Consider the following 23,839-nt stretch of genomic DNA (forward strand, 5'->3'; position numbering starts at 1 on the left):
CCAACTCCGCTAAGCTGTCCCCGCGTGCGCCCCCGTAGCTCAGGGGATAGAGCGTCGGTTTCCTAAACCGTGCGTCGCAGGTTCGAATCCTGCCGGGGGCACCCCAGAAACGCGGGCAGTGGATGTTCGCCTGGAAGCTACGTCGGTAGTCGGCGGTGCCGGCTCGTTGCGTCTCTTAGCCATGGACTCCCTGTGCGACGGCGACGTGGGTGAGGTGCCTGTGCAGTTCGTTCTCGTTGTCGGATGTCGGGGCCGGCTTGAGGTCGAACACCACTTTGTTCACCGTTCCGGTGAACGCGTACGGGGCTTTGTCCTCGTAGGCGAGGTCGACGACCCCGCCGTTGTCGCGGCCCACATCCATGCCGGCGTACGTCGTGAAGGCGAGTGCGATCGAGTTGGGCATCGTGCCCTCGCCGATCTGCCTGTCGTTCGCCCACAGCGTCACCTTGCCCCCTGAGCCCGGCGTGAACTCGTCGATCTCGAACAGCATCTTGACCGTCACGTCGCCGGTCGGGATCGGCTCGGTCGACGTCTGCTTGTAGGTGTCGATGCCCAGGAACTGGTAGGTGTGGTTGAGCAGGCCGCGCTCGTCGACCCAGAGCGCGAAACCGCCGATGAAGTCGGCGAACGCGACGATCACGCCTTCGGCCCCGCCCTCGGGGACGTGCAGATCGCCCTCGATGGCGTACGAGCGCCCGTAGATGCGCGGGATCATCGTCGTCTGCACGTTCTGGACGGTGCCGCCGAAGGTGAAGCGCGTGACGGTCGGCAACGGCGGAGGGTTGCCCATCAGGATCGCGAACGCGCCGAGCAGTGGCAGGACGTTGTTCCGCTCGGCCTCCTGCCAGAACAGCTCCTTGAGCTCCTCGACCTTGTCCGGGTGCTGCGCGGCGATGTTCTTGGCCTGCGAGAAGTCGTCCGGCAGGTAGTACAGCTCCCAGACGTCCTTTCCGGGGTCGTACTTCCCGGGGCCGAAGCCGGCGAGTGTCTCGGCCCGCCAGTCCCACGGCAGCTTGTCGAGCTTCGAGCCTGCCCACCAACCGTCCTTGTAGATGGCGTGGCTGCCGAGCATCTCGAAGTACTGCACGGTGTGACGTTCCTCGGCTCCAGCGTCGTCGAGGGTGTAGGCGAAGCTGGTTCCGTCCATCGGCTCCTGCTCGATGCCGTCGACGTGGGTGGGCTCGGGGAGCCCGACGAGCTCGAGCACCGTCGGAACGACGTCGATGCAATGCGTGAACTGGGCCCGCAGATCGCCGTTCGCCTTGATCCGCTTCGGCCACGCGACGACCATCGGGTTCCGGGTCCCGCCCAGGTGGCTCGCCATCTGCTTTCCCCACTGGAACGGCGCGTTGCTGGCGTGCGCCCACGCGGCCGCGTAATGCGGAGCGGTGTGAAAGCCGCCGATCTCCTCGATCCCGCCCCACTTCTCGATGATCTCTAGTTGCTCGTCGGCTTCGAGGACGACGCCGTTGAAGAACGTGGTCTCGTTGAACGAGCCGGTGAGGGTGCCCTCCAGACTCGCCCCGTTGTCACCCCAGATGTAGAAGATCAGTGTGTTGTCGAGGTCGTCCAGCTGTTCGACGGCGTCGAGCAGGCGCCCGACGTTCCAGTCGGCGTTCTCCTGGAATCCGGCGATCACCTCCATCTGGCGGGCATACAGCTGCTTCTGCGCATCCGAGAGCGAGTCCCATGCGGGGAAGAGCTCAGGCCGCTCCGACAGTTCGGTGTTCTCCGGGACGACCCCGAGCTTCTTCTGACGCTCGAGCGTCTCCTCGCGGTAGACGTCCCAGCCCTGATCGAACTTCCCCTTGTAGCGATCTGCCCATTTCTTCGCGACATGGTGTGGCGCGTGGGCGCAGCCGGTCGAGTAGTACATCATCCAGGGCTTCTCGGCGTCGGCGGCCCGTACCGCCTGCAGCCACTCGATCGCCTTGTCGGTGAAGTCGTCGGGGAAGTAGTAGAGCTCACCGTCCTTCCCCTCCGGCACGCCGATCGTCGTGTTGTCGAGAGTGATGACCGGGTCGTACTGCCCGGCGGCACCGGTGAGGAAGCCGTACCAGTGGTCGAAGCCCCAACCCAGCGGCCAGTGGTCCTTCGGTCCTGCCTCGCCCATCTGGCTCCCGGGAGTCAGGTGCCACTTGCCGAACCCGGCGGTCGTGTAGCCGTTCTCACGGAGGATCCGCGGAAGCGCCGTACAACTTCGCGGCCGTACGCCGGTGTAGCCGGGGTACGGACCGGGCAGCTCTGCGACCGTCCCCATACCGACGCGATGGTGATTGCGTCCGGTCAGGAGCGCGGCGCGGGTCGGGGAGCACACAGCGGTCACGTGGAAGCGGTTGTAGCGCAGGCCCAGCTGGCCGACACGGGTCAGGTTGGGTGTCGAGACCGCGCCGCCGAAGGTATCGGCCGCGCCGAAGCCGGCATCGTCGATCAGGACGATCAGGACGTTCGGGGCGTCCTGGGGTGCCCTCGGTCCCGGGATGATCGACCAGTCACCCACCGACTTCTCCATCGTGCGCCCCATCGTCCCGCCGAAGTTCCGGTCCGGGATCGGGAGCCTCGTCCGGTCGGGGACGAACTTGCCCATCGCCTCGGCGAGGCCGTCCTTCAGAGCTCGGACGCCTTGTTTGCCGGTCTGCACGATCGACTTGGCGAGCGCGTTCGGGAGCAGTTGCTCGACCGCGAGGCGCTGTGAGTCGTCGAAGACGGCGATGATGCCGCCGGTGCCGGGCGGGAGGTTCTCGCCGATCTTGTCGTGCAACTGCGTCTCGGTGCGTTTGTCGACGAACCTGCCGACAAGCCCGCCCGCGACGGCGCCGGCCGCCGTCGTCGCGAGCAGCGGTGGCGCCGCGAGGCCGACGAGAACGCCTACCGCGCCGCCCCACTCGACACCCTTGCGCCCACGGTGGTCGGCCGTCTGCTGGACGTTGACGGCGCCGTCCTCCGCGCGGGTGACGAGGATCGCGGCGTCGAGCGCCACCTGCTTGCCGGCCACCGCCCGGGCCAGGTCCTCGAACTCCGTCGCTGCGGCCTCGAGGTCGCTGTAGCCACCGACGAACACATCCGTCATCTCAGCCATCGTGTCCCCCTCGTTCACGCCTGCCCGTCCGCGCCTCGTCGTCACGCATCGAAGAGAAGGCCTCGGGTCCGCAACGGACCGCCGCGGCAGCGCCATCGTGTGGCGCGGCACGGAAAACCGCCATCATCCCCCTCGGATGATCTGAGCGGGCGCGGTCGTGTCCGCCCGGGCGAGGTCCGGGGTCGGGTCTAGGCGACCCAGGCTCGCAGCGACTGACTGAGTGCGACCTCGACGGGGAGGCGCCGCAGTACGTCCGCGTCGACGTCGATGTCGTCCCGGCGGAGGATGTCGGCCAGGTGGGTCCAGTGGGCGGCCGCCATCTGGTCGTGCGTTGTGCCGTCGCTGGGCTCGTCGGGTCCGACGACCGTCAGGGCGTCGTTCTCGATGTCCGTTGGGGACAGTCTGTCCCGGAGATCCGCGGGACCCGAGCAGCTCCAGCCGCGATCGTCGAGCAGGACCACGGTGCGGCCGTCTGTCAGCACGGCCTCGAGCCGGGCCGACACCGACAGGTGCGAGGCATCCGTGGCTTGCTCGTCCAGGGCCACGTGGGCGACCAATCGGGCTACAGCGGTCATGGCGCCCCCGATCCTGAAGTTGGTTGCCTCAAGCCACAGAGTACAGCTAGGCCTTCAGGTAGGCGTCGATCTCCGGGACCAGATCGGCCAGTGGGCGGTGCATGTCCAGTTCGAGGTATTCGGTCGCCGGACGTTCGATCCGGGTCATCCATTCGCGGAACAGAGCTTCGCCGTCCACCGGATCGCCCGCCACGTCCCTCGGCAGGTCGTCGAGGGTCGGGCGGTGGCTTCTCAACCGCGGGCGTCGGCGGAGTCGCTCGTCGACGACCTGCAGATCGGTGACCTGGCACTCGATGTACTTGTACGTCGCGCCCTGGGCAGCGGCGATCGACATCCCCTCGGTGAGGATGCGGGGCCAGAAGCAAGGGCTGTCCATGACCACGTGATGACCCTGCGTGAGCAGATGCCGCGCGAGCCCGTACATGGTCTCGTACGCCGCCTTCGTGCTGGCGGCGAGATCGAAGCCGGCGTCGAGGATGGCGCTCTTGATGACGTCGTAGTCGACGGCGACCGCTCCGTGGGCTGCCACGACGTGGGCGGCGACCGTGGACTTCCCGGAACCCGGGACGCCGGACATCTGCAGCAGAAACATAATGACGAACCACCCTAGCAACGGCGGAACCTGGTACCCATCGCCGAGTCGTTGCGCAGTCCCCGGAGCCGACCCATTATGAGGCATCGATCGGGCGGTGCGTCGTCACCGCCTTGGGGGAAGGGGATTCGGAATGAGAAAGCTTGTGCTGCTCGTGGGGGCTGTGCTCGCGCTGATGCTGGGGTTGATCACTCCAGCGGCGGCCGCCACCCCGGGCGCCTTGACGCCGGCACAGGCGTCAGCCAACTGCGCTGCCTTCTTCGGCGTTGCGCAGGGTCCCGAGCCGTTGTCGTCCTGTCAGTGGGACATGCGGCGGATCGGAGTCGGTGCGGCGTCGTACGCCAACGCCACGGGTGCCGGCGTCAATGTCGGGGTGATCGACGGTGGCGTCGATCTGACCCATCCCGACCTGACCGGGCATCTGGACGTCGCCCGGTCCTGCTCGTTCATCTTCTCGACCACGCCAACGGCCGATCCGCGGGAGATCGCGAACGGCAACTGCGCCAACAAGGCCGCTGTCCAGGATCTGCAGGGCCACGGCACCCATGTGGCCACCACGATCGCCGGACGGCTCAACGGTGTCGGCATCGCCGGGGTGGCCCCCAACGCGACGATCGTCGCGATCAAGGCCTGCACGATCGCGGGCTACTGCTTCGCCGACTCGGTCGCGGCCGCGCTCCGGTACGCCGGTGACCAGCGTCTCGACGTCGTCAACCTGAGCCTGTTCGCCGACCCGTGGCTGTACTTCTGCGGCAACGACGCCGAGCAGCGGGCGCTCCTGCAGGACCTGCAGAGCGCGTCGCGGTACGCACAGCAGCGCGGTGTCGTGATCGTGGCAGCGGCCGGCAACGAGGCGCAGGACCTCGGGCACCCGACGACCGACGTCATCAGCCCGGACTGGCCGCCGGACGCGGCAGTCGAGCGCATCGTGCACAACAACTGCCGCGTCGCGCCGGCTGAACTCCCCGGCGTGGTAGCGGTATCGGCATCCGGCGTGAGCACGCTCGCCAGCTACTCCAACACCGGCGGTCCGACCGTCGACGTCACCGCACCAGGTGGCGACGCGGCCCAGACCCCGGGTACGACGTACGGCCGGATCCTCGCCGGCTGGTCGAGCACCGACGGAACCGGTCAGTGGGAGGCCCTGGCCGCCGCGGGACGCGGAGTCGAGGACGCCAGCGGAAATCGCTGGGTCTGGATCAGCGGTACGTCGATGGCCTCGCCGCACGTAGCCGGCGTGGCGGCGCTGATCCGTGAGCTGCACCCGAACTGGAGCCCAGGTGCCGTGGCGGCGCAGATCCGCCGCACTGCGACACCGACCGCCTGCCCGGCCAACTGGCCGGCCGATGACGTCCGCCAGTGCACCGGCGGACCGTCCAGCACGACCTTCTACGGCGCCGGAATGGTGAACGCCCTGGCGGCCACCTCCTGACGTCAACCCAGGCAGCGGGGCGGGACATGGTCCCGCCCCGCTGTCATTCGGGGAGACCGGCCAGATCGGCCATCAGGCGCATGTGGTGGTCGAAGTAGCCGGAGCGGGCTTCGATCATGCCGTCGAGGCGGCCGAACACCTCGAAGTTGAGCACGCCGTACAAGTGCGTCCAGGCGACCAGCACGCGGTCGAGCTGATCCGCGGGCATGGTGCCGCCGCGGCCCGCGATGAGGCGATGCAAGTCGTCGTGGAGCGCCGAGGGTAGGCCGGCCGACGGCGGATCGGCGTCGGCGACGATCGCGGCCAGCAGCAGGATCACCTTGGTCGCCGGCTCGACGGTGTCCGGTGGCGCCGCGTACCCGGGCACAGGGCTGCCGTAGATCAGGCCGTACTCGGCCGGATGCGCGAGTGCCCAGTCACGGACGCCGCGGCACACGGCGAGCCACCGCCCGCGGAGGTCGTCGCGCGGTACGGCGGACTCGGCGGCGCCCGCGGCATCGGCGAGGTCCTCGTAGGCGTCGATGATCAGCGCGGTGAGGAGCGCATCGCGGCTCGGGAAGTACCGGTAGAGCGCCGAGGCGACGATGTCGAGGTCGCGGGCCACCGCGCGCAGCGACAGGTTGGCGCCGTCGGTCGCGAGGTGCCGACGGGCGACCGCCTTGATCTCCTGACTCATCTCCGATCGGACGCGGGCGCGGAGCGACGGTGCTGACATGGCCCCAGTCTGACACAGGCCGAGAACGCTGGTGCGTAACGAGAACACTGTTCTTGACAAGACCGTCGCAGTGCAGTGAACTGTTCCGAGAACAGTGTTCTCCACCTGGAGGGGTCCCATGTCTCTGCAGATCGTCGTCGGCGCCGGACCGGTCGGCACGGCCACGGCACGCCTGCTCGCCGAGCGCGGCGACCAGGTCCGCGTCATCACCCGCTCCGGCAGCGGCCCGGAGGGCGTCGAGCGGATCGCGGCGGACGCGACGGATGCCGATGTGCTGGCCCGGCACGCCGAGGGCGCGTCGACGGTCTACTCGTGCGCCGGCCCGCCGTACCACCGCTGGCCGACCGACTGGCCCCCGCTCGGAGCGGCGCTGGTCAAGGCGGCCGAAGCGAGCGGGGCCGTCCTCGTCACGACCGGAAACCTCTATGGGTACGGCGCCGTGGACCGGCCGATGACCGAGGACATGCCGCTACGTCCGAACTCGGTCAAGGGACAGGTGCGGGCCAAACTGTGGACCGACGCCCTCGAGGCGCATCGCGCCGGGCGGATCCGGACCGCGGAGGTGCGGGGCTCGGACTACCTGGGCGCCGGTGCGCTGACGACGTTCAGCGTGATGGTGCTGCCCAAGGTGGTCGCCGGCAAGCGGGCGTCCGTACCGGCCGATCTGGACGCGCCGCACACCTGGACGTACGTCGGTGACGTCGCGCGCACGTTGATCGCGGTCGGCGACGACGAGCACGCGTGGGGTCGCGCGTGGCACGTGCCGAGCGCGGAGCCGGTGTCGGTCCGGGCCCTCGCGGCCCGCGCGGCCGACCTGGCCGGCGCACCGCCCGCGCGGATCGCCGCGATGCCGGTGACCGCGTTGCGTCTGGCCGGCCTGTTCAATCCGGCAGCGCGCGCACTGGTCGAGACGCAGTACCAGTGGCGGCGCCCGTTCGTCCTCGACTCGACCGCCGCGACTGTTGCCTTTAGCATCAAACCGACGCCGGTCGACGACGCACTCCGCGAATCCGTCGAAGACCTGCGGCGCTAGTACGGCGGAGAACGTCAGCGTCCGGTCGTACCGCGCTCGATGCGGTACAGCACGTTCGGACGCAGCGGACCTTCGGGTGCGGAAGGGTTGTCGAAGTCGTCGGCAGGGTCACGGGTCATGCCGATCCGGCGCATGACCGCCTGGGAACGATGATTGAGAGCCGTCGTCACGGCGAGGATCTCGGGGAGTTCGAGAGCGTCGAAGCCGTACGTCAGCACCGCCAGCGCGGCCTCGGTGGCGTAGCCGTGGCCCCAGGCCGATCGGGCGAGCCGCCAGCCGATCTCCACTCCGGTGAACGGCATGTCGTCGTCCACCCGGTCCAGGCCCGCGAAACCGATGAACACGCCCGTGGCCTGCACCTCGACGGCCCACCAGCCGTAGCCTCGCTGGTCGAACTCGGCCTGGAACGCTGCCACCGAGGCATCGCTCTGTTCGCGGGTCAGGAGGTCGCCCAGGTGCTCACGGACCTCGGGATCGGCATTCATCGCCGCCCAGGGTTCGAGGTCGGAGTCTCGCCAGCGGCGCAGGACGAGGCGATCGGTACGCAGTTCAGCCATGCCGTCCAGCCAACGCGAGCCGTGCCCCTCGAGGCAATCGTTTTTTCCGGAGCGGCGCCGGCGCCAACCGGGTGACGCCGGCCGGAGTCTCACCACAGGGGTTCTAGGCTGTGCGCGTCGACCGGGAAGGGCAGTGATGAGTTCCAGGAGACCAAGCCGGTGGTTCCGCCGGCTCGTCGTCACGCTGGTGGTGCTGGCGGTCTTGGCGATCGTCGTCGATCGCGCCGCCGCGTACGTGGCGGAGAACCAGCTCGCGTCGATGGCCGAGAAGGAGGCCAAGCAGTACGACGTACGCTCGGCCGGCACGTCGGTGAAGATCGGCGGGTTCGGGTTCTTGCCGCAGCTGGCCAGGGAGGACTTCTCCAAGGTCACGCTGACGATGGAGAAGCCGACGTTCTCGGGAGTACCCGGCGAGGACCTGAAGGTCGAGCTGCAGAACGTGCACGTGCCGCGATCGCTGCTGACCCAGCAGTCCGGCGCGGTGACGATCGACACGACAGATCTGCAGCTGCAGCTCTCGCCGCGCGAGTTGGCCCGGCTCGCCGTTCGCAGTACGGGGCTCGAAGGGCTGTCGCTGGCCGTCGTCGACGGCAGGCTGCACGCGAAGGCATCGATCCGCGGCTTCAACCTCGACGTACCGATCACGCCGCAGGTCACGGACGGCCGCGTCGCACTGGCGCTCGGCCAGATGTCGGACTCGATCCCGTCGTACGTCCAGGATGCGATCCGCAGCCAGCTCGCGACCGGTATCACGCTGCCCGAGCTGCCGTTCGGCGCTCAGCTGGCCGGGATCCGCGTCGTGGACAACTCGGTCGTCGTGACCGCGGCCGCGAAGGACCTGAAGTTCAACGGATGAGTCCCTTGGGTTGCGATGGTTCGCGATATATCGTCGAACTATCGCAATCACTTTCGTGAGGGACGGGTGGTCCAGATGACCGGATCGGCGTACGCCGCGGGCTGGCCTTGGGCGCAGTTCGCGCGGCACTGTTCAACCTTCGATGACATCAAGGACGAGTTGCGCGCGGCGATGAGCGGTCACCGCGGGCACCAGGGGCACCGGGGACATCAGCAGAACTTCGGGCCGCCGTGGGGCATGTTCGGCGGCGGCGGGCAGATGTTCGGGCCGCCATGGGGCCCGCCGCCGCGCTGGCGTGGACCGAAGGCGCGCCGCGGTGACGTCCGGGCGGCGATCCTCGCCGTGCTCGCGGAGCAGCCGATGAACGGCTACGGGATCATCCAGGAGATCGCCGAGCGCAGCGGCGGCGTGTGGAAGCCGAGCCCGGGCTCGATCTACCCGACGCTGCAGCAGCTCGAGGACGAGGGCCTGGTGACCGCGGACGCGGAGGTCGGGCGGCGGACGTTCCGGCTGACCGACGAGGGCCGCACGTACGTCGCCGAGCACCAGGACGAGGTGTCCGCGCCGTGGGAGGCGATGAGCGCTCCGTCGGGTGACGACGAGAACGGGTTCAAGCCGCTGTTCGGGCAGGTCGCGACGGCGATGTGGCAGATCCTGGCGAGCGGTACGCCGGAGCAGCAGGCGAGGGCCCGCGAGGCGGTCGCCGACCTGCGCCGGAAGCTGTACGGCATCCTCGCCGAGGACGACGACGGCAACGAGCAGGACCGTTCATGAGCTCCGCCGATCGGGACCGCCCCCGGAGAGGCGGTCCCGGCAGCCGGCCACGCCGGCGCGGCCAAGGCTGGGACGGACAGGTCTGGAACGGGCAGGGCTGGTTCGGTGAGCCGGGCGGTCGTCCGCAGCAGCACGGCTGGGGCGGCGACTGGCACGGCCGCGGTTGGAGCGGCGAGTGGCGAGCCGCCGCCTGGAACACCGACCGCCCCGACGACGCCTCGGACAATGCCGGCCGCGAAGCACGCTGGGACGACGCCGGCCGCGCCGACGCGTCAGGTGCGCAGACCCCGGAGCGGCCGCGGAGCGACGTGAAGCGGGTGCGCATCGGTGACGCCGAGCGGGACCGGGCCGTCTCGATGCTGAGCGAGCACTTCGTGGCCGGCCGGTTGACCCAGGCCGAGTTCGAGGAGCGGAGCGAGGTGGTGACACGGGCACGGTATGCCGACGACCTCGAGCCGCTGTTCGACGACCTGCCGGCGTCGACGGAGCTGCAGGTCGCGCAACCCCCGGCGGCCCTCCGCCGTCGTACCGGTCCGCCGCCGCCGTTCCTGATGCTGGTGCCGTTCCTGATGATCGGCCTGGTGGTCACGTCGGTCGCGCTCACCGCGCCCTGGCTCCTCTGGGGCATGTTCTGGATCATCCTCATCAGCGGCATGTCCCGCAGGCGTCACTACCGCTGATCGACCGCTGACCTAGAGCCGCCCCCGGGTCCGCGGGATCTCCTCCGCGAACTCCACGACGAACCCGTCCGGGTCGGCGACGTGGACCGTCCGGTGTCCCCACGGACGGTCCGCCGGCCCGCTCAGCACCGGTACGCCGGCCGCCCGCAGCCGCTCGGCGTACGCGTCGACGTCCTCCACCGGCACCACCACTTCCCCGCCCGCGCCCGGCGTCACCGCCCGCCCGGTCAACCACTCCGCCCGCCGGCGCTCGTACAACGCGAAGCGCACCCCGCCGGCGTCGAACTCGGCGTACCCCGCGTCCGTGAACTTGTACGCCAGTCCGGCCACGTCGCGGTAGAACCGCACGGACACGTCCAGGTCCTCGACGTACAAGATGACGTACCCGATCTCCATACCGCCAATTGTCGGCGCCGCGCCGTATCTTCGCCCGCAGGGTGATTGGATGAGCCGTATGGCGACTGTTCTCCGCTACGCGGCTTTCACGTCCGACCCGGCCGGGGGGAATCCGGCCGGTGTGGTGCTCGACGCGGGTGGGCTCGACGACGCTGCGATGCAGGCGATCGCGGCCGAGGTCGGGTACTCCGAGACCGCGTTCCTCACCGGCGAGGGCGAGGTCCGCCCGGTGCGGTACTTCTCCCCCAAGGCCGAGGTCCCGTTCTGCGGTCACGCGACCGTTGCGACCGCCGTCGCGCTGGCGGAGCGGACCGGCCCCGGCGAGATCGTCTTCGCGACGCAGGCCGGTGAAGTCCCGGTGACGGTCGACGACAACCTGCGCGCCACACTGACCAGCGTCGAACCGTACGTCGAGCCGGCCGGCGAGCTCGGCGACGTGCTCGACATCCTGCGCTGGTCACCCGACGACCTCGACCCCGCCCTGCCGCCGCGGATCGCGTACGCCGGGGCGCGGCATCTCGTGCTCAGTACGGCGACCAGGCAACGACTGGCCGACCTGGACTACGACTTCGACCGCCTGCTCGCGTACATGCTCGACCGCGACCTGACCACGCTGCAGCTCGTCTGGCGGGAATCGCCGGCCGTCTTCCACGTGCGCGACCCGTTCCCGGTGGGCGGTGTGGTCGAGGACCCGGCGACCGGCGCCGCCGCGGCCGCGTTCGGCGCCTACCTGCGGGAGCTCGGCGAGTCGCGGCCGACGATCACCCTGCACCAGGGCGCGGACCTCGGGCGGCCGAGCCTCATCACGGTCGAGCTCCGCCCGGACGACAACCGCGTGCGGGTGAGCGGCAACGCCGTACCGATCACGGCACCCGCGTGAGCCACTCCTCGGTGCCGAACTTGGCGCCGACCCGCTCCTCGGCCTGCGCGACGGTGCCGGCCGAGATCACGCCGTCCGCCAGCCCGTAGCGGTTCCGGAACGTGCCGACCATCCGCGAGATCACGTCCGCTCGGTCGAGACCGGTCTGGCTGCGCAGCGGGTCGACGCGCTTGTTCGCGCTCGTGGTGCCCTTGTCGGACAGCTTCTCGCGCCCGATCCGCAGGACCTCGAGCATCTTGCCGGCGTCCATGTCGTAGGCCATCGTCACGTGGTGCAGCACCGCGCCACCGGCGAACCGTTTCTGCGCGGCACCGGCGATCTTGCCCGCCGGCGAGGTGATGTCGTTGATCGGCTGGTACGTCGCCGCGATGCCGAGATCGTTGAGCGCGCCAATGACCCAGTCGTCGAGGAACGCGTACGACTCGACGAACGACAGGCCGGACACGAGCGACTCCGGCACGTACAGCGAGTACGTGATCGTGTTGCCCGGCTCCACGAACATCGCGCCGCCGCCGCTGATCCGCCGGACGACGGTGACGTCGTGGCGGGCCGCACCGCCCAGGTCGACCTCGTTGCGCAGCGACTGGAAGCTGCCGATGATGACCGCGTTCGACGCCCATTCCCAGACCCGCAACGTCGGCGGCCGCTGCCCCGACCCGACCTCTTCGGTCAGCACCTCGTCGAGGGCCATCTGCAGCGCCGGATCCCGCGGTACGTCGTGCACGAACTCCCACTCGTGGTCGCGCCAGCCGGTCGCGCCGGTCACCGCCCGCCGGACCGCGACCGCGACGGCCTCGGGCGAGAACCCGAGCATCTCGACGCCGTCGCCGAGCGCGCCGCGCACCCGGGCCGCGATCTGGGCCGCGGACGTGGCCACCTGCAGACCGGCCAGGGCTCCGTTGATCCGTTCCAGCGCGTCGTCGGGCTCCAGGAAGAAGTCACCGGAGATCTGCGCGTTCCGGACGTGGTCGTCGACGACGTCCAGGTCGGCGACGACGAGCTTCCCGCCCGGGACCTTGTACTCACCATGCATATTCAGCACCAACTTGCTCTGGTCAACAGTTGTTCCCGGGACGGATACTCCCACCCATGGGGGAGATGAGTATGAACAAGGCGATCCATGCCGCTGTCCGGCGGGATCTGGATCGGTTCCTGGACGCATTGGAACGGTTCCCGGCCGGGGACCGCACGCGGGCCGTGCAGCTGGCCACGGCCTGGCAGAACTTCGACAGTCAGCTCACCCGGCACCACGAGGGTGAGCACGAGATCGCGTGGCCGGCGCTGGAGAAACTCGGCGTCAGCCCGGAATTGCTGACGCAGCTGGACGCCGAGCACGACACGATGGCGGCCGCGCTGGCAGCGTCGCGGACCGCGATGGGTACGTTGCGACGCACGGCGAGCGCGGAGGACGCCGCAGCCGCACACGCGGCGATCCAGGAGCTGCAACGGGTCACCGTCGAGCACCTCGAGCACGAAGAGGCCGAGATCGAACCGGTCTACCTGGCCAACGAGGGCTCGCCCGAGATGAAGGCGATGGGTCGCGAGTTCGCGAAGGTCGGCCCGGCGCAGGGCGGAACCTTCTTCGCCTGGGCGCTCGACGGAGCCACCCCGGCGGAGTCCGCCGCCATCACCGGCACGGTCCCGAAGCCGGTCCTGGCCGTGATCGCCGGCGTCTTCGGCCGCTCCTACCGCAAGACGGTGGCCCCGACCTGGCGCGCCTGACGACGGACGGCTACGCGGCCGGCTTGAGGCGTACGGCGACCTGCCACACGCGGGCGCGGACCGTGTCGATGTCGGACGAGGCGTCGACCTCGTGGTGGATACCGCGGCCGGCGTAGAACTCGATGAGCGGAGCGGTCTGCTCGTGGTAGACCTCGAAGCGGCGGCGGATGACGTCCTCGGTGTCGTCCGAGCGGTGCTCGATCTCGGCGCGGCGGAGCAGCCGGTCGACCAGCGCGTCGGGCTCGACCTGCAGCACCAGGGCCGCGTCGAGTGAGCGTCCCTGCCCGCCCAGGATGTCGTCCAGGACGCCGGCCTGCTCGAGCGTGCGCGGATACCCGTCCAGGACGAATCCCGGACGGGCGTCGGCGGCCGCGAGGCGGTCGCGGACCATGGCGTTCGTGACCTCGTCGGGCACGTACTCGCCGGCGTCGAGGTAGCGCTGCGCGGTCCGGCCGAGCTCGGTGCCGTCCTTGATGTTGCGGCGGAACAGGTCACCCGTGGAGATGACGGGCACGCCGAGATGTCCGGCCAGGTGACCTGCGTGCGTCCCCTTGCCCGCGCCCGGCGGTCCCATCAACAAGACAGTCGTCATGGCGCCCCTCCTGACCCCTGGTAAGTCCCCCAGATTATGGGACCGGCCGCGCCCGCGGTACGGCGTACGTCACTCCAAAATCCCGTCCTACGTCACATCCGCGCGTTACTGTCCGCAATCGTCGTCAGAACTCCATTTCCGGGCGCAGCTCGATGACGTCGCCCGGACCGGCGAACTTGGCCGCCAGCTCCTCGGCCCGGGCCCGGGTGGCGCAGTCCAGGACGAAGAAGCCGGCCAGCTGTTCCTTGGACTCGGCGTACGGGCCGTCGGTGTTGACCGGGCGTTTGCCCTCCCACCGATAGGTCCGGGCAGTCGATGGTGCGTCCAACGCCAGACCGGTGACCAGCTCGCCGGACGCGGACAGCTCGGTGAGCATCTCGTCGAACTCCTTGCCCATCGCGGCCCGCTCGTCCGCCGGGATCGCGCGGCCGACCTCGGTGAAGTCGATCGTCGGGTGACCCCACGGCTGCGGGTTGGAGTGGATCAGGACCACGTACTTCATGACAGAACCTCCTGTGTCGGTATCCCGTGCACCCCGGACGTCGGAGGCGCCGGCAGGCCCTCGACATTCTGCCCCGATGTATTCCAGCTCACATTCGGTCACACTCCGCCCACCGGGCTCCGTCAGCGCTGCAGAGGCACAACGAGGAACGGAGAAGCTCATGATCCTGGTGACAGGCGGTACCGGAACGATCGGCCGCCGGGTGGTCCCGCTGCTGCAGGAGGCCGGCAGCAAGATCCGCGTCCTCAGCCGGCACGCGGACGACCGCGGCGACGGCGTCGAGTACCTGGCCGTCGACCTCCTGACGGGCGAAGGGCTGGACCGGGCTCTGGACGGCGTCGACGTCGTCCTGCATCTGGCCGGCGGCCCGAAGGGCGACGAGATCGGCACCCGGAACCTGGTCACGGCGGCCGAGCGCGCGAAGGTCGGGCACCTGGTGCACATCTCGGTGACCGCGGTCGACCAGCTGCCGCTCACGTACTTCACATCGAAGCTCGGCGCCGAGCAGGCGGTCCGCGGGTCGTCGGTGCCGTGGACCGTGCTGCGGGTCGCCCAGCTGCACGACTTCGCCTGGAACGCCGTACGGACGATGGCCAAGTTGCCCGTCCTGCCGGTGCCCGGCGGCCTCCGGTTCCAGCCGGTCGACAGCCGGGACGTGGCCGAGCGGCTCGCCGAACTCACGCTCGGTGAGCCGCAGGGCCTCGTCCCCGATTTGGTCGGACCGAAGGTCTACAGCCTGGCGGAGCTGGCCCGCGACTACCTGCAAACCACCGGGAAGCACCGGCTGTCACTGCCGATCCGCGTCCCGGGCAAGGCAGGCAAGGTGTACCGCGCGGGCGGCAACCTCACGCTCACCGGCGCCACCGTCGGCACTCACACCTGGGAAGAGTTCGTGGCGGCGCAGGTGTAGGGCTCCAGAAGTTCCACCAGGTCCGGCGTCCGCCGGCGCGCGATCCCGGCCAGGAAGTCGGCGACCTGGACCCGTGGATCGGATCTGGAATCGACCTGGACGAACGACCGCAGCGGCCCCGGCTCCGCACCCGCGGCGAGGAATGCGCCCAGCCTGGCCACCCGGCCCGGTGTCAGCGCGCTCTGCTCGTCGTGCACCACGGCGACCTGGCGACCGTCGGCGCTCCAGTACAGCACCGTCTCGGCGAGCGCCGGGACCAGCGGCTCCAACGGCGGCGGAAGCTCCGGGTCCTCGTCGATCAGCCGCTGCATCACCTCCTCGACGCGGGACCGCGTCAGCCCGCCCAACGCCGGGACGTCGGCCGGCATCGTCGCGAAGAACCGGTCGACGGCGGCGTGGTCCATCAGCCGCACCCGCTTCGTCCGGGCCAGGTCCACGAAGGCGGCCAGGAAGCCGGTCCGGTGCCGCAGCGCCGCGACGAGCTCCGAGTGGTCCGTGCCGAGGCTGGTGCCGGCGCCGTACGACGGCTCCTCGGTGAACAGCTCGACCACCCGCGCGGCGACGTACGCGGTCTTGTCGATGACGTGGACATGGGCGCGCCCCTGCAAGGTTGTGAGCAGCCACTCGAGCGCGGGCCGCTGCTCGGGTCGCAGCAACTGGTTGGACTTGTACTCCGTCCGGCGGTGCAGCCGGGCTCGCAGGACGTCGATCACGTCGGCGGCCGCGGGGACGGAGAGATCGACACTGGCATGGGTGATGACGGGTGAGGCGGGGTCGAGCAGGTTGGTTCCGGAGAACCCCGACTCGTCACACGCGACCTCGACCCAGGACTGAGAAGTCATGGAAAGACCGGCTCCAAGGCTGATGGACTGCACGCTGGGGGGCCCGTCCACGGGACGGGCTTGATCGGACGCGCCGGGAGTCATTGGGCGCGGTGACGATCAGTGAGCGGCAGCAGCCTTGGCAGACATGCGACCCATCATGGTCCGGGTGCTCCCCGGACACCAGCGAATTCCTACGGTTTGCGGGCCAGGGCGACCAGGACGAGCCGGCCGGTACCGGACGCGTTCAGGGTCCGCTCGCCGTCCGGCCACCAGGAGGCGAGGTCGACCAGGCCGGGCCCGGCCAGGTCGAGCCCGGTGACGAGCTCCGCGATCTCGTCGCGGGTCCGGAACCGGATGTGCGGGAACGCGTCGCGCAGCTTCTCCTCGATCGCGGTCGCGAACTCCGCCAGCCGGCCGCCGTCGCGCGGGTTGAGCGGATGCGTGAGCGCCAGGTAGGAGCCGGACGGCACCGCGGCCAGGTAGTCCGCGACGACACCGGCCGGGTCGGGGATCGAGTGCAGCACCAGGCCGAGCAGGATCCCGACGGGGCGGGTCAGGTCGAGCGCCTCGGTCACCGCGGGATGGGTGAGGACCGCGGCCGGGTCGGCGACGTCCGCGTCGGCGAAGAAGCTGCGCCGGTCGTCGGCGAGCAGCGCCTGTCCGTGCGAGACCGCGGTCAGGTCGTTGTCGACGTACACGACCTTCGCCGCGGCGTCGGCGTGCAGCGCGATGTCGTGGGTGTTCAGCGCGGTCGGCAGGCCGGCGCCGAGGTCGAGGAACTGGTCGATCCCGCCGTCCGCGCTCATCCGGCCGATCGCGTCGGCCAGCCAGCGGCGGTTCTGCCGGGTCAGCTCGGAGATCTCGGGCGCGATCTTCAGCAGCTCCTGGACGAACTGCCGGTCCACCTCGAAGTTGTTCTTGCCGCCGAGCAGCAGGTCGTAGACCCGGGCCTGGGAGGCGCGGGCGAGGTCGATCGCGGCCGCTTCGTCGGCGCGCGGCGGCCGGCGCGTGTCGTCGTGTCGGGGCATCGCCGCGCCGCACCTCGATCCGTCAGCCGTGATCCGGAAAGCTGGATTCTCGGAAGGCTATCCACCCAGCCGTCCGCGGACCGCACCGGGGCCGCCGCCGATGAGTTTTACCCGCCTCGTTCGTCTCAACACCACCCGAACGAAAGGAACGACGATGGCGAAGGTTCTGTACTCGGTGACGATGTCGGTGGACGGCTTCATCACCGGCCCGGGCGGCGACATGCAGTGGATGCGCCCGTACCTCGGCCCCAACCCGGAGGTCGATGCCCTGATCCCCCGGATCGGGTCGCTGCTGATCGGGCGCCGGTCGCACGACGGCGACGATCCGTACAAGGGCGAGGCCGGCGAGGGCGAGGCGTTCGGCGGTGGCTGGAGCGGACCGGCGTACGTCGTCACGCACCATCCGCCGTCCGCGCCGGAGGACGGGGTCACGTACGTCGACGACTTCGCGAAGGCACTCGCCCAGGCGAGGGAGGCGGCCGGCGACAAGTACGTCAACGTCATCGGCGCGAACATCGCCAAGCAGTGCATCGAGGCCGGCGCGCTGGACGAGGTCCTGCTCCTCTACGCCCCGGTCATGCTCGGCGACGGCACCCGCCTCTTCGACTACCCAGGCGGCCGCACCGTCCGCCTGGAACGCCTCAGCACGACCGAAACCCCACTTGCCACCAGCCTCTGGTTCAAGGTGCTCAGGTAAGCCCTCAGAAGTCGGCAGCCGTGCAGTGCATGACGGCGCGGATCTCGACCGAGCGGCCGCTGGCTCGGCTGTCCGGTAGCAGGCGGGCGAGTTCGACGGCGCGGTCGCGGTTCTCGACGTCGATCACGTAGTACCCGTCGATCCGGTTCGGCTCGGCAGCCGGCAGGCAGACCGACAACTGGCGGTCCGCGAGCAGTTCGCCGCCGACCAGTTCACCGGCGTCCTGGGCGACCCGCTCGAACTCGTCGCGCTGCAGCCGCGGCTCACCCTCACCCTGCAGGATCAGTAAGAACTTCATCGGCGCTCTCCTCTCACAGGTACGACGGAGTCGAGCGCGCGGTCTTGACATGATGATCGGATGTTCGTGCAGACCGACCGGCTGATCCTGCGCCGCTTCTCCCCCGCGGACTCCGAGCAGTTCGCCGCGTACCGCTCCGATCCGGCCGTCGCCCGCTACCAGTCCTGGGACGCACCGGTGCCGCTCGACGACGCCCGGCGGACGGTCGAGCGGTTCGCGGAGGGCGATCCGGAGGAGCCCGGCTGGTTCCAGTACGCCGTCGACCTGGACGGCGTACTGATCGGCGATCTCGGGCTGAACCTGTCCGAGAACCTGATGCAGGCCGACCTCGGTTTCACGCTCGCGACGCAGTACCAAGGTCAGGGCTACGCGTCCGAAGCCGTGCGCGGGCTGCTGCACCACCTGTTCGTGGACCGCGAGCTGCACCGGGTGTCCGCCGAGGCCGACGCCCGCAACACCGCGTCGGCCCGGCTGCTCGAGCGCGTCGGCTTCACCCGCGAAGGACTGCGGCTGTCCAACTCCTGGTTCAAGGGCGAATGGACCGATGACGTCCTGTTCGGCCTCCTCCGCGACGACTACCTCAGCCGGCTACCGCCCACGCCCGGGCCGTCAGTTTGACGGACCCGTCCGCCTCGATCGGCAGCCGCGCCCGGACCGCCTCCCGCAGTGCCTCCTGGTCCGCGGGATCCAGGCTGCGCAGGTACGCGGGCGCGACGCCCTGCCCGCCGAGGAACGGCTGCCAGTAGTCGTCGAACGATGCGAACTCCGTCGGTACGACGATCTCGCGCGTCCGCACGTCGGCGAATCCGGCCTCGCGAAACATCGCCCCGAGGCCTTCCGCCGTACAGAACGGGAACCGGCGGCCCTCGTCGTGGTCCCGGTCCCGCGGCCGGACGTCGAGCATCCCGTCGAAGAAGTACCGCATCAGCTGCATGCCGCCCGCGTAGTCCCACACGTACGCGGCGACCGTCGTACCGATCTCCCGCATCCGGCGCAGCGCCTCGACCCGCTCAGGGACGAAGTTGAGCACCAAGCCCGCGACCACGACGTCGAACGGGCCGTCCGGCAGCTCGGCCGCGGACCGGACCTCGAAGGACGCCCGCGGGTCCTGGACGGCGTGCCGGGCGTAGCCGATGAAGCCCTCCGACGGGTCGATCCCGAGCACCGACACCGGATCAGCCGTCCCGAGGATCGTGCTGGTCAGCGCGCCGGTGCCGCAGCCGACGTCGAGCCAGCGCAGTCCGGCCGGCTGCTCCAGCCAGCCGACGAACTGCGGCGCGACGAGCCGGCTCCAGCGCCCGACGTACGACTCGTAGATTCCCCCGCTCGACCATTCAGTCACTTGCGCAGGATAGACGGCAGCGAGACCCCCGTCAGTCCTTCCGAGACCTGCCACAGCCGGGCGTTGAGCTCGGGATCCGTAGCGCTCTTCGGGTTGCGGACCAGCGTGGTCGGGCCGACCAGGCCGAAGCGTCCGGCGGGTCCGTAGTACTCGCCCGACTTGGCCGCGGGGTCGGCGGCGGCGTACAGCAGCGGCTCCGTGCCGATCTCGACGTCCTGCTTCGGAAGCGGGTTGTAGCGCATCATCAGCCGGTTGAGCAGCGAAGGGCGCTCGCGGCCGAGGGCTGCGCCGGCGGTCTGCAGGTTGGTGCGCGTGTAGCCCGGGTGCGCCGCGACGCTGACCAGGCCCCAGTCCCGGTCGACCGACAGCTTGGCGAGGTGGTTGCTGAGCATCAGGTCGGCGAGCTTGGACTGCGCGTACGCCGAGGTCGGGCGGTAGCGCCGCTCCCACTGCAGGTTGTCGAAGCCGATCCTGCCCAGGTACGCCGCGCCGCTCGACATGGTCGCGATCCGCGGGGCCGGGGCGGCCAGGATCAGGGGCAGCAGGCGGACGGTGAGCGCGAACGGGCCGAGGTAGTTCGAGCCGAACTGCAGCTCGAAACCGTCCTTGGTGGTCATCCGGGCCGGCGGCGTCATCACGCCGGCGTTGTTCACCAGCAGGTCCAGGTGCTGCTCGTCGGCCGCGAGCTTCTCGGCGAACTCCTGGACCGAGGCGAGATCCGCGAGGTCGATCCGCCGCACATCGAGCTGGGCGTCCGGCTGCTCGGCGAGGATCTCGGCGCGCGCCGCCGCACCTTTGGCCGGCGTCCGGACCGCCAGAATCACCCGCGCACCGGCGGCCGCGAGCCGCTTGGCGGCCTCTTTGCCGGTCCCGCTGTTGGCGCCGGTGACGACGACGAGCTTGCCGGTCTGGTCGGGGACGTCGTACATGATCCACACTCCATAAAAGACTGATGGTCTGTTATGGCTCGACGCTATCAGACCGATGGTCCGATAACAACAGACCGTCGGTCTGTAGACTGTCGGCATGACTTTCCAGCGCGCCCGGAGTGCCGAGCAGCGAGCCGAGCGGCGGCGGGCGATCCTCGCCACCGCGGCCGCGATGCTGACCGAGATGCCGGTCGCGGACGTCAGCCTGAACGAGCTGAGCCGTCGCGTCGGCCTGGCGAAGTCGAACGTGCTGAACTATTTCGACTCCCGCGAGGCCGTCCTGCTCGAGCTGTCGAGCAGCGAACTGGCGGCCTGGGTGGAGGACCTGGCGAGCGCGACGGCGGACATCTCCCCCGCCGTGGAGACCGGCGAGCGGGCGGAGGTTCTGGTCGCGACCATCGTCGGCACACTGGCGAAGCGGCCGGTGCTCTGCGACCTGATCAGCTCACAGGCGGCGGTGCTGGAGCGCAACATCACGACCGGGACCGCGCTCGCGTTCAAGCGCGCGGCCGCGGTCGCGTTCGAAAGGATGATCGCGGTGATCGCCGGCGTCCTGCCCGAACTGGGGCCGGACGGGGCGGGCCGCTTCATCGCCCACGCGAGCCTGCTCGCGGGCGCGCTGTGGTCCCACTCCCATCCGGTCCCGGCGATCCTGGCCGCCTACGAGGCCGATCCGGGCCTGGCCGCACTCCGGCTGGAGTTCGAGCCGGCCCTGACCGACGGCCTTCGAACCTTGCTGTACGGCGCGCTGCCGCGTCAGGGCAGGTAGTAGTTCGGGTTCGGGAGCTTGAAGGTGCGGTCGGCGAAGCCGCCCTTCAGGTCGGAGAACTGGTCGCCGAAGTTCGCGACGATGTCGTAGCCGAGGGACTCGATGTGCGCGCGGGTGGCCGACTTGTAGTGGATCGTCGTGCAGGCGCCGTTCGGGTCGTTCGCGCAGGCCTGCTTGAGGTAGTCCGGGTAGTTCGCCACGGCGGGCTTGGTGAACAGGCCGTCCTCGCCGTTGCTGAGCGTCGTCGGCTTCGGGTAGCCGGCGTCGATGCCGATACCGTCCTCGGTGAGGTTGCCGAGGGTGGCCTGCTCCTGCGCGGCGCCGCGCCCGGTCAGGAAGAAGATCGCGTACCCCTCCCGCTCGGCGGTCTTCACCATGTCGACCATGCCCGGGACGGCCGGGAACCGCTGGTTCAGCACATAGTCGGCGTTCGTGACCGGGTTGAACGCCCAGTTGCTGAAGATCTCGTAGTTCCAGGTGGCCAGCGTGGTGTCGTCGACGTCGAGCACGATCGCCTTGGTCTTTGCGCCGGTGTGGTGCGACGCGGAGATCCAGTGCGTGCCCGCTGCGGCCGCCTTCTGCGCTTCCTTCGCGTAGTTGCTGTCCGCCGCGAACGTGCCGGAGCCGAGCGGGTCGCCGTAGTAGTTGCGCAACTGCTGGCGCAGGACGTCGATGTTGGTGACCTGCTTCTCGCTGTGCGGCGTCGACGTCTGGATCGCGGGCTGCTGCGTCGCGACACCGGCCGAGTACGCGACCCCGCCGACGACCGATGTCATCGCAACCGCCGCGACACTGCTCAGAACCATGCGGCGGGACGGCCGGCGCCAGGTACGGGATGCCCGGAATGCCCGGAATGTCATGGTGACCCCTCCAAAACCGGAAAAGCTTGCGAGAGGCACGCTAACTCCATCCGTGGCCGATGTACCTGCCGCACGCCGCAACTCCAGGGGAAACCTGCGTTCAGACAGGCTTCACGTAGCGGTGGCACGGGACGGGGATGCTGCCCGTGCCGACGGTCGCCGGGTAGTCGAACGCGCCGCCGTCCCGCCAGCCGTTGCGCTCGTAGAACCGGCGGGCCCGCGCGTTACCGGTCGCGACGGCGAGCCAGGCTTCTTGGTGGCCCGCTGCGCGCACCTGGCGCTCGGCTTCGGTGAGTAGCGTCCCGGCTACGCCCGACCCGCGATGCGCGCCCGCGACGTACACCTGCTCGACCTCGTCCCCCACCACCATCACGAAGCCCGCGACCTCGTCCCCGGCGACGGCCACGGTGGTGTCCGCGATCCGTTCTGCCGCACGGGTCCAGAACGATTCCTCGGTCCGTACGGCGACCAACTCGTCCGGCACATGCCCCAGATGCCCGTCACGCCAGCCGGCGTACCAGATCGCAGCCACCGCCTCCGCGTCCCCGGCAACAGCAGGTCTCACAGTCATGCAGTCAGGGTAAGCACCAGCGAGGCGCACGCCATGCCCAGGAAGAACACCGCGAGGAAGAACTGTGCCGTGTAGTCCGCGACGCGCACATGCGTGTACAGCGCGCAGACGAAGAACAGCACCAGTCCGATCGCGGCGCCGGCCGTCAGCGCCGGCGACCCCACCAGCAGACCGGCGAGCAGGCCTAAGGCACCGGCCGTCTTCAGGGTCCCGATCGGGAAGCTCAGCCAGGACTCCGGGACACCGGCCTTCACCATCCCGGGCAGGATCGGCTTCCAGTGCAGCAGAGCGGCGGTGCCGGAGAACGCGTTGATCGCGACGGTCACCAGGACGACGAGCCGTAGCGTCATCAGATCTCCACATGGGTGAGCTTGTCGGGGTTGGTGATCGCGTAGATGCCGGTGACTTGGTTGCCCTCGACATCGAGTACGACGACGGCGAACGGCGTGTCGCCGGACAGCAGCAGGGCGGACGGATCGCCGTTCACCCTTCGGTAGCGCACGTCGAGGGACGGCACCGGGCGCCGGACCCGGTCGCCGATCAGCAGCGGGCCGATCCGGTCCCGGCCGAGCACCGGGTGCAGCCCGGCCGCGCGTGCCTTGCCGCCGCCGTCGGCCCACAGCGTGACGTCCGGCGCGAGCACCTCCAGCAACGCGTCGAGGTCGCCGCCGACGACCGCGTCGACGAACCGCTGCGTCACCTCGAGCCGCACCTGTGGATCCGCGACGAACCGCGGCCGTCGCGCCTGGACGTGCTCGCGGGCGCGGTGGGCGAGCTGCCGGACGGCGGCCGGTGTCCGCCCGAGGATCTCCGCGACCTCGGTCAGCTGGTACCCGAACACCTCGTGCAGCACGAACACCGCCCGCTCCAGCGGCGACAGCGTCTCCAGGACGACGAGCACTGCGAGCGACACCGCCTCGCTGCGCTCCACCGGGTCGATCGGTGTCACGACGGGCTCCGGCAGCCAAGGCCCGACGTACTCCTCCTTGCGGCGGCTGATCGACGTACGCCGGGCCATTGCGGCGTTCACCGCGACGCGCACGAGGTACGCCCGCGGGTTCTGGACGCCGGACCGCCCCGACCAGGCGAGCCAGGTCTCCTGCAGCACGTCCTCGGTGTCCGCGACGCTGCCCAGCACGTTGTACACGATCGAGAACAGCAGCTCCCGGTGCTCGAGGAACTCCTCCGTTGGGTTCATACCGCTTATGAGGTTTCCGGGCGGCGAA

General features: G+C 69.8%; 29 protein-coding genes and 1 tRNA gene. 12 read left to right on the forward strand and 18 right to left on the reverse strand.

Annotated elements, in window-relative coordinates; genetic code table 11:
* The first annotated feature begins 28 nt into the window (after positions 1-28).
* A tRNA-Arg gene (locus ACWEOO_RS30490) sits at positions 29-101 on the forward strand.
* A gap of 74 nt (positions 102-175) precedes the next feature.
* Here ACWEOO_RS30490 and ACWEOO_RS30495 read toward each other — a convergent pair.
* The 3 genes from ACWEOO_RS30495 to ACWEOO_RS30505 all read right to left on the reverse strand — a co-directional run bounded on the left by ACWEOO_RS30495 (position 176) and on the right by ACWEOO_RS30505 (position 4,246).
* Positions 176-3,070: a sulfatase-like hydrolase/transferase gene (locus ACWEOO_RS30495; RefSeq protein WP_452145976.1), complete on the reverse strand. Its 2,895-nt coding sequence runs from the start codon at positions 3,068-3,070 to the stop codon at positions 176-178.
* A 197-nt stretch (positions 3,071-3,267) separates the two neighbouring features.
* Entirely contained in the window at positions 3,268-3,654 is a 387-nt protein-coding gene (locus tag ACWEOO_RS30500) for a hypothetical protein (RefSeq protein ID WP_452145977.1), read from the reverse strand.
* A gap of 46 nt (positions 3,655-3,700) precedes the next feature.
* Positions 3,701-4,246 (reverse strand): AAA family ATPase, encoded by a 546-nt coding sequence (locus tag ACWEOO_RS30505; protein WP_452145978.1) that lies wholly within the window; start codon positions 4,244-4,246, stop codon positions 3,701-3,703.
* A gap of 133 nt (positions 4,247-4,379) precedes the next feature.
* Here ACWEOO_RS30505 and ACWEOO_RS30510 point away from each other — a divergent pair, with 133 nt between their 5' ends.
* On the forward strand, positions 4,380-5,678 hold the full coding sequence (locus tag ACWEOO_RS30510; protein ID WP_452145979.1) for a S8 family peptidase: 1,299 nt from the start codon (positions 4,380-4,382) through the stop codon (positions 5,676-5,678).
* Between the two features lie 43 nt (positions 5,679-5,721).
* Here the strand turns inward: ACWEOO_RS30510 and ACWEOO_RS30515 are convergent, their stop codons facing one another.
* Positions 5,722-6,393: a TetR/AcrR family transcriptional regulator gene (locus ACWEOO_RS30515; RefSeq protein WP_452145980.1), complete on the reverse strand. Its 672-nt coding sequence runs from the start codon at positions 6,391-6,393 to the stop codon at positions 5,722-5,724.
* A gap of 118 nt (positions 6,394-6,511) precedes the next feature.
* On the opposite strand from ACWEOO_RS30515, the gene ACWEOO_RS30520 reads away from it, so the two are divergent.
* On the forward strand, positions 6,512-7,426 hold the full coding sequence (locus ACWEOO_RS30520; RefSeq protein ID WP_452145981.1) for an NAD-dependent epimerase/dehydratase family protein: 915 nt from the start codon (positions 6,512-6,514) through the stop codon (positions 7,424-7,426).
* 14 nt (positions 7,427-7,440) lie between these two features.
* On the opposite strand, the gene ACWEOO_RS30525 is transcribed toward ACWEOO_RS30520, so the two are convergent.
* On the reverse strand, positions 7,441-7,983 hold the full coding sequence (locus tag ACWEOO_RS30525) for a GNAT family N-acetyltransferase (RefSeq protein ID WP_452145982.1): 543 nt from the start codon (positions 7,981-7,983) through the stop codon (positions 7,441-7,443).
* Between the two features lie 136 nt (positions 7,984-8,119).
* Between ACWEOO_RS30525 and ACWEOO_RS30530 the strand changes: the two genes are divergently transcribed.
* The 3 genes from ACWEOO_RS30530 (at position 8,120) to ACWEOO_RS30540 (ending at position 10,293) form a co-directional block, all read left to right on the forward strand.
* Entirely contained in the window at positions 8,120-8,839 is a 720-nt protein-coding gene (locus ACWEOO_RS30530; RefSeq protein WP_452145983.1) for an LmeA family phospholipid-binding protein, read from the forward strand.
* Positions 8,840-8,914: 75 nt separating this feature from the next.
* Positions 8,915-9,613, forward strand: a complete 699-nt coding sequence (locus tag ACWEOO_RS30535) for a PadR family transcriptional regulator (RefSeq protein WP_452145984.1) — start codon at positions 8,915-8,917, stop codon at positions 9,611-9,613.
* Positions 9,610-10,293 carry a DUF1707 domain-containing protein gene (locus ACWEOO_RS30540; protein WP_452145985.1) on the forward strand — a complete coding sequence of 228 codons (684 nt, stop codon included), beginning with the start codon at positions 9,610-9,612 and terminating at the stop codon, positions 10,291-10,293. Before ACWEOO_RS30535 ends, ACWEOO_RS30540 begins: the two co-directional genes overlap by 4 nt.
* A gap of 12 nt (positions 10,294-10,305) precedes the next feature.
* On the opposite strand, the gene ACWEOO_RS30545 is transcribed toward ACWEOO_RS30540, so the two are convergent.
* A complete protein-coding gene (locus ACWEOO_RS30545) occupies positions 10,306-10,689 on the reverse strand; it encodes a VOC family protein (RefSeq protein ID WP_359927019.1) in 384 nt (127 codons plus the stop codon).
* Between the two features lie 58 nt (positions 10,690-10,747).
* Here ACWEOO_RS30545 and ACWEOO_RS30550 point away from each other — a divergent pair, with 58 nt between their 5' ends.
* Positions 10,748-11,569 (forward strand): PhzF family phenazine biosynthesis protein, encoded by an 822-nt coding sequence (locus tag ACWEOO_RS30550; RefSeq protein WP_452145986.1) that lies wholly within the window; start codon positions 10,748-10,750, stop codon positions 11,567-11,569.
* Here ACWEOO_RS30550 and ACWEOO_RS30555 read toward each other — a convergent pair.
* Complete coding sequence (locus ACWEOO_RS30555; RefSeq protein WP_452145987.1) at positions 11,553-12,602, reverse strand: lipoate--protein ligase family protein; 1,050 nt, start codon at positions 12,600-12,602, stop codon at positions 11,553-11,555. The two genes, ACWEOO_RS30550 and ACWEOO_RS30555, sit on opposite strands and share 17 nt — an antisense overlap.
* 56 nt (positions 12,603-12,658) lie before the next feature.
* Here ACWEOO_RS30555 and ACWEOO_RS30560 point away from each other — a divergent pair, with 56 nt between their 5' ends.
* Positions 12,659-13,291 carry a hemerythrin domain-containing protein gene (locus tag ACWEOO_RS30560; protein ID WP_359927027.1) on the forward strand — a complete coding sequence of 211 codons (633 nt, stop codon included), beginning with the start codon at positions 12,659-12,661 and terminating at the stop codon, positions 13,289-13,291.
* 10 nt (positions 13,292-13,301) lie between these two features.
* Here the strand turns inward: ACWEOO_RS30560 and ACWEOO_RS30565 are convergent, their stop codons facing one another.
* Together ACWEOO_RS30565 and ACWEOO_RS30570 are read right to left on the reverse strand one after the other, a co-directional pair.
* Positions 13,302-13,883, reverse strand: a complete 582-nt coding sequence (locus ACWEOO_RS30565; protein WP_452145988.1) for an adenylate kinase — start codon at positions 13,881-13,883, stop codon at positions 13,302-13,304.
* Positions 13,884-14,007: 124 nt separating this feature from the next.
* Positions 14,008-14,385 (reverse strand): YciI family protein, encoded by a 378-nt coding sequence (locus ACWEOO_RS30570; RefSeq protein WP_359927032.1) that lies wholly within the window; start codon positions 14,383-14,385, stop codon positions 14,008-14,010.
* 160 nt (positions 14,386-14,545) lie between these two features.
* On the opposite strand from ACWEOO_RS30570, the gene ACWEOO_RS30575 reads away from it, so the two are divergent.
* Positions 14,546-15,295: an SDR family oxidoreductase gene (locus ACWEOO_RS30575; RefSeq protein WP_452145989.1), complete on the forward strand. Its 750-nt coding sequence runs from the start codon at positions 14,546-14,548 to the stop codon at positions 15,293-15,295.
* Here the strand turns inward: ACWEOO_RS30575 and ACWEOO_RS30580 are convergent.
* Both ACWEOO_RS30580 and ACWEOO_RS30585 read right to left on the reverse strand, forming a co-directional pair.
* The gene (locus tag ACWEOO_RS30580; protein WP_452145990.1) at positions 15,259-16,137 is read right to left on the reverse strand and encodes a DUF3800 domain-containing protein; all 879 of its coding nucleotides are present in this window, start codon (positions 16,135-16,137) and stop codon (positions 15,259-15,261) included. The genes ACWEOO_RS30575 and ACWEOO_RS30580 overlap by 37 nt on opposite strands.
* Before the next feature lie 173 nt (positions 16,138-16,310).
* Complete coding sequence (locus tag ACWEOO_RS30585) at positions 16,311-17,147, reverse strand: SAM-dependent methyltransferase (protein ID WP_452145991.1); 837 nt, start codon at positions 17,145-17,147, stop codon at positions 16,311-16,313.
* A 154-nt stretch (positions 17,148-17,301) separates the two neighbouring features.
* On the opposite strand from ACWEOO_RS30585, the gene ACWEOO_RS30590 reads away from it, so the two are divergent.
* Positions 17,302-17,844, forward strand: a complete 543-nt coding sequence (locus ACWEOO_RS30590) for a dihydrofolate reductase family protein (RefSeq protein ID WP_452145992.1) — start codon at positions 17,302-17,304, stop codon at positions 17,842-17,844.
* Between the two features lie 4 nt (positions 17,845-17,848).
* Here ACWEOO_RS30590 and ACWEOO_RS30595 read toward each other — a convergent pair whose 3' ends face one another.
* A complete protein-coding gene (locus ACWEOO_RS30595) occupies positions 17,849-18,142 on the reverse strand; it encodes a YciI family protein (protein ID WP_452145993.1) in 294 nt (97 codons plus the stop codon).
* A gap of 60 nt (positions 18,143-18,202) precedes the next feature.
* On the opposite strand from ACWEOO_RS30595, the gene ACWEOO_RS30600 reads away from it, so the two are divergent.
* Positions 18,203-18,760 (forward strand): GNAT family N-acetyltransferase, encoded by a 558-nt coding sequence (locus tag ACWEOO_RS30600; RefSeq protein ID WP_452145994.1) that lies wholly within the window; start codon positions 18,203-18,205, stop codon positions 18,758-18,760.
* On the opposite strand, the gene ACWEOO_RS30605 is transcribed toward ACWEOO_RS30600, so the two are convergent.
* Together ACWEOO_RS30605 and ACWEOO_RS30610 are read right to left on the reverse strand one after the other, a co-directional pair.
* Positions 18,723-19,484, reverse strand: coding sequence for a class I SAM-dependent methyltransferase (locus tag ACWEOO_RS30605; protein WP_452145995.1), 762 nt, complete (start codon positions 19,482-19,484; stop codon positions 18,723-18,725). The two genes, ACWEOO_RS30600 and ACWEOO_RS30605, sit on opposite strands and share 38 nt — an antisense overlap.
* Positions 19,481-20,413, reverse strand: coding sequence for an SDR family oxidoreductase (locus ACWEOO_RS30610; RefSeq protein ID WP_452145996.1), 933 nt, complete (start codon positions 20,411-20,413; stop codon positions 19,481-19,483). Before ACWEOO_RS30610 ends, ACWEOO_RS30605 begins: the two co-directional genes overlap by 4 nt.
* 97 nt (positions 20,414-20,510) lie before the next feature.
* Between ACWEOO_RS30610 and ACWEOO_RS30615 the strand changes: the two genes are divergently transcribed.
* On the forward strand, positions 20,511-21,182 hold the full coding sequence (locus ACWEOO_RS30615) for a TetR family transcriptional regulator (protein ID WP_452145997.1): 672 nt from the start codon (positions 20,511-20,513) through the stop codon (positions 21,180-21,182).
* Here ACWEOO_RS30615 and ACWEOO_RS30620 read toward each other — a convergent pair.
* From ACWEOO_RS30620 to sigJ, 4 genes are all read right to left on the reverse strand, one after another.
* On the reverse strand, positions 21,170-22,042 hold the full coding sequence (locus ACWEOO_RS30620) for an HAD family acid phosphatase (protein ID WP_452145998.1): 873 nt from the start codon (positions 22,040-22,042) through the stop codon (positions 21,170-21,172). The genes ACWEOO_RS30615 and ACWEOO_RS30620 overlap by 13 nt on opposite strands.
* A 100-nt stretch (positions 22,043-22,142) precedes the next feature.
* Entirely contained in the window at positions 22,143-22,613 is a 471-nt protein-coding gene (locus ACWEOO_RS30625; protein WP_452145999.1) for an N-acetyltransferase family protein, read from the reverse strand.
* Positions 22,610-22,963 (reverse strand): DoxX family protein, encoded by a 354-nt coding sequence (locus ACWEOO_RS30630; protein ID WP_452146000.1) that lies wholly within the window; start codon positions 22,961-22,963, stop codon positions 22,610-22,612. Before ACWEOO_RS30630 ends, ACWEOO_RS30625 begins: the two co-directional genes overlap by 4 nt.
* Positions 22,963-23,811, reverse strand: a complete 849-nt coding sequence (gene sigJ, locus ACWEOO_RS30635; RefSeq protein ID WP_452146001.1) for an RNA polymerase sigma factor SigJ — start codon at positions 23,809-23,811, stop codon at positions 22,963-22,965. The genes ACWEOO_RS30630 and sigJ overlap by 1 nt, the downstream gene beginning before the upstream one ends.
* Between the last annotated feature and the right edge of the window lie 28 nt (positions 23,812-23,839).

The organism is Kribbella sp. NPDC004138 (assembly GCF_053603655.1).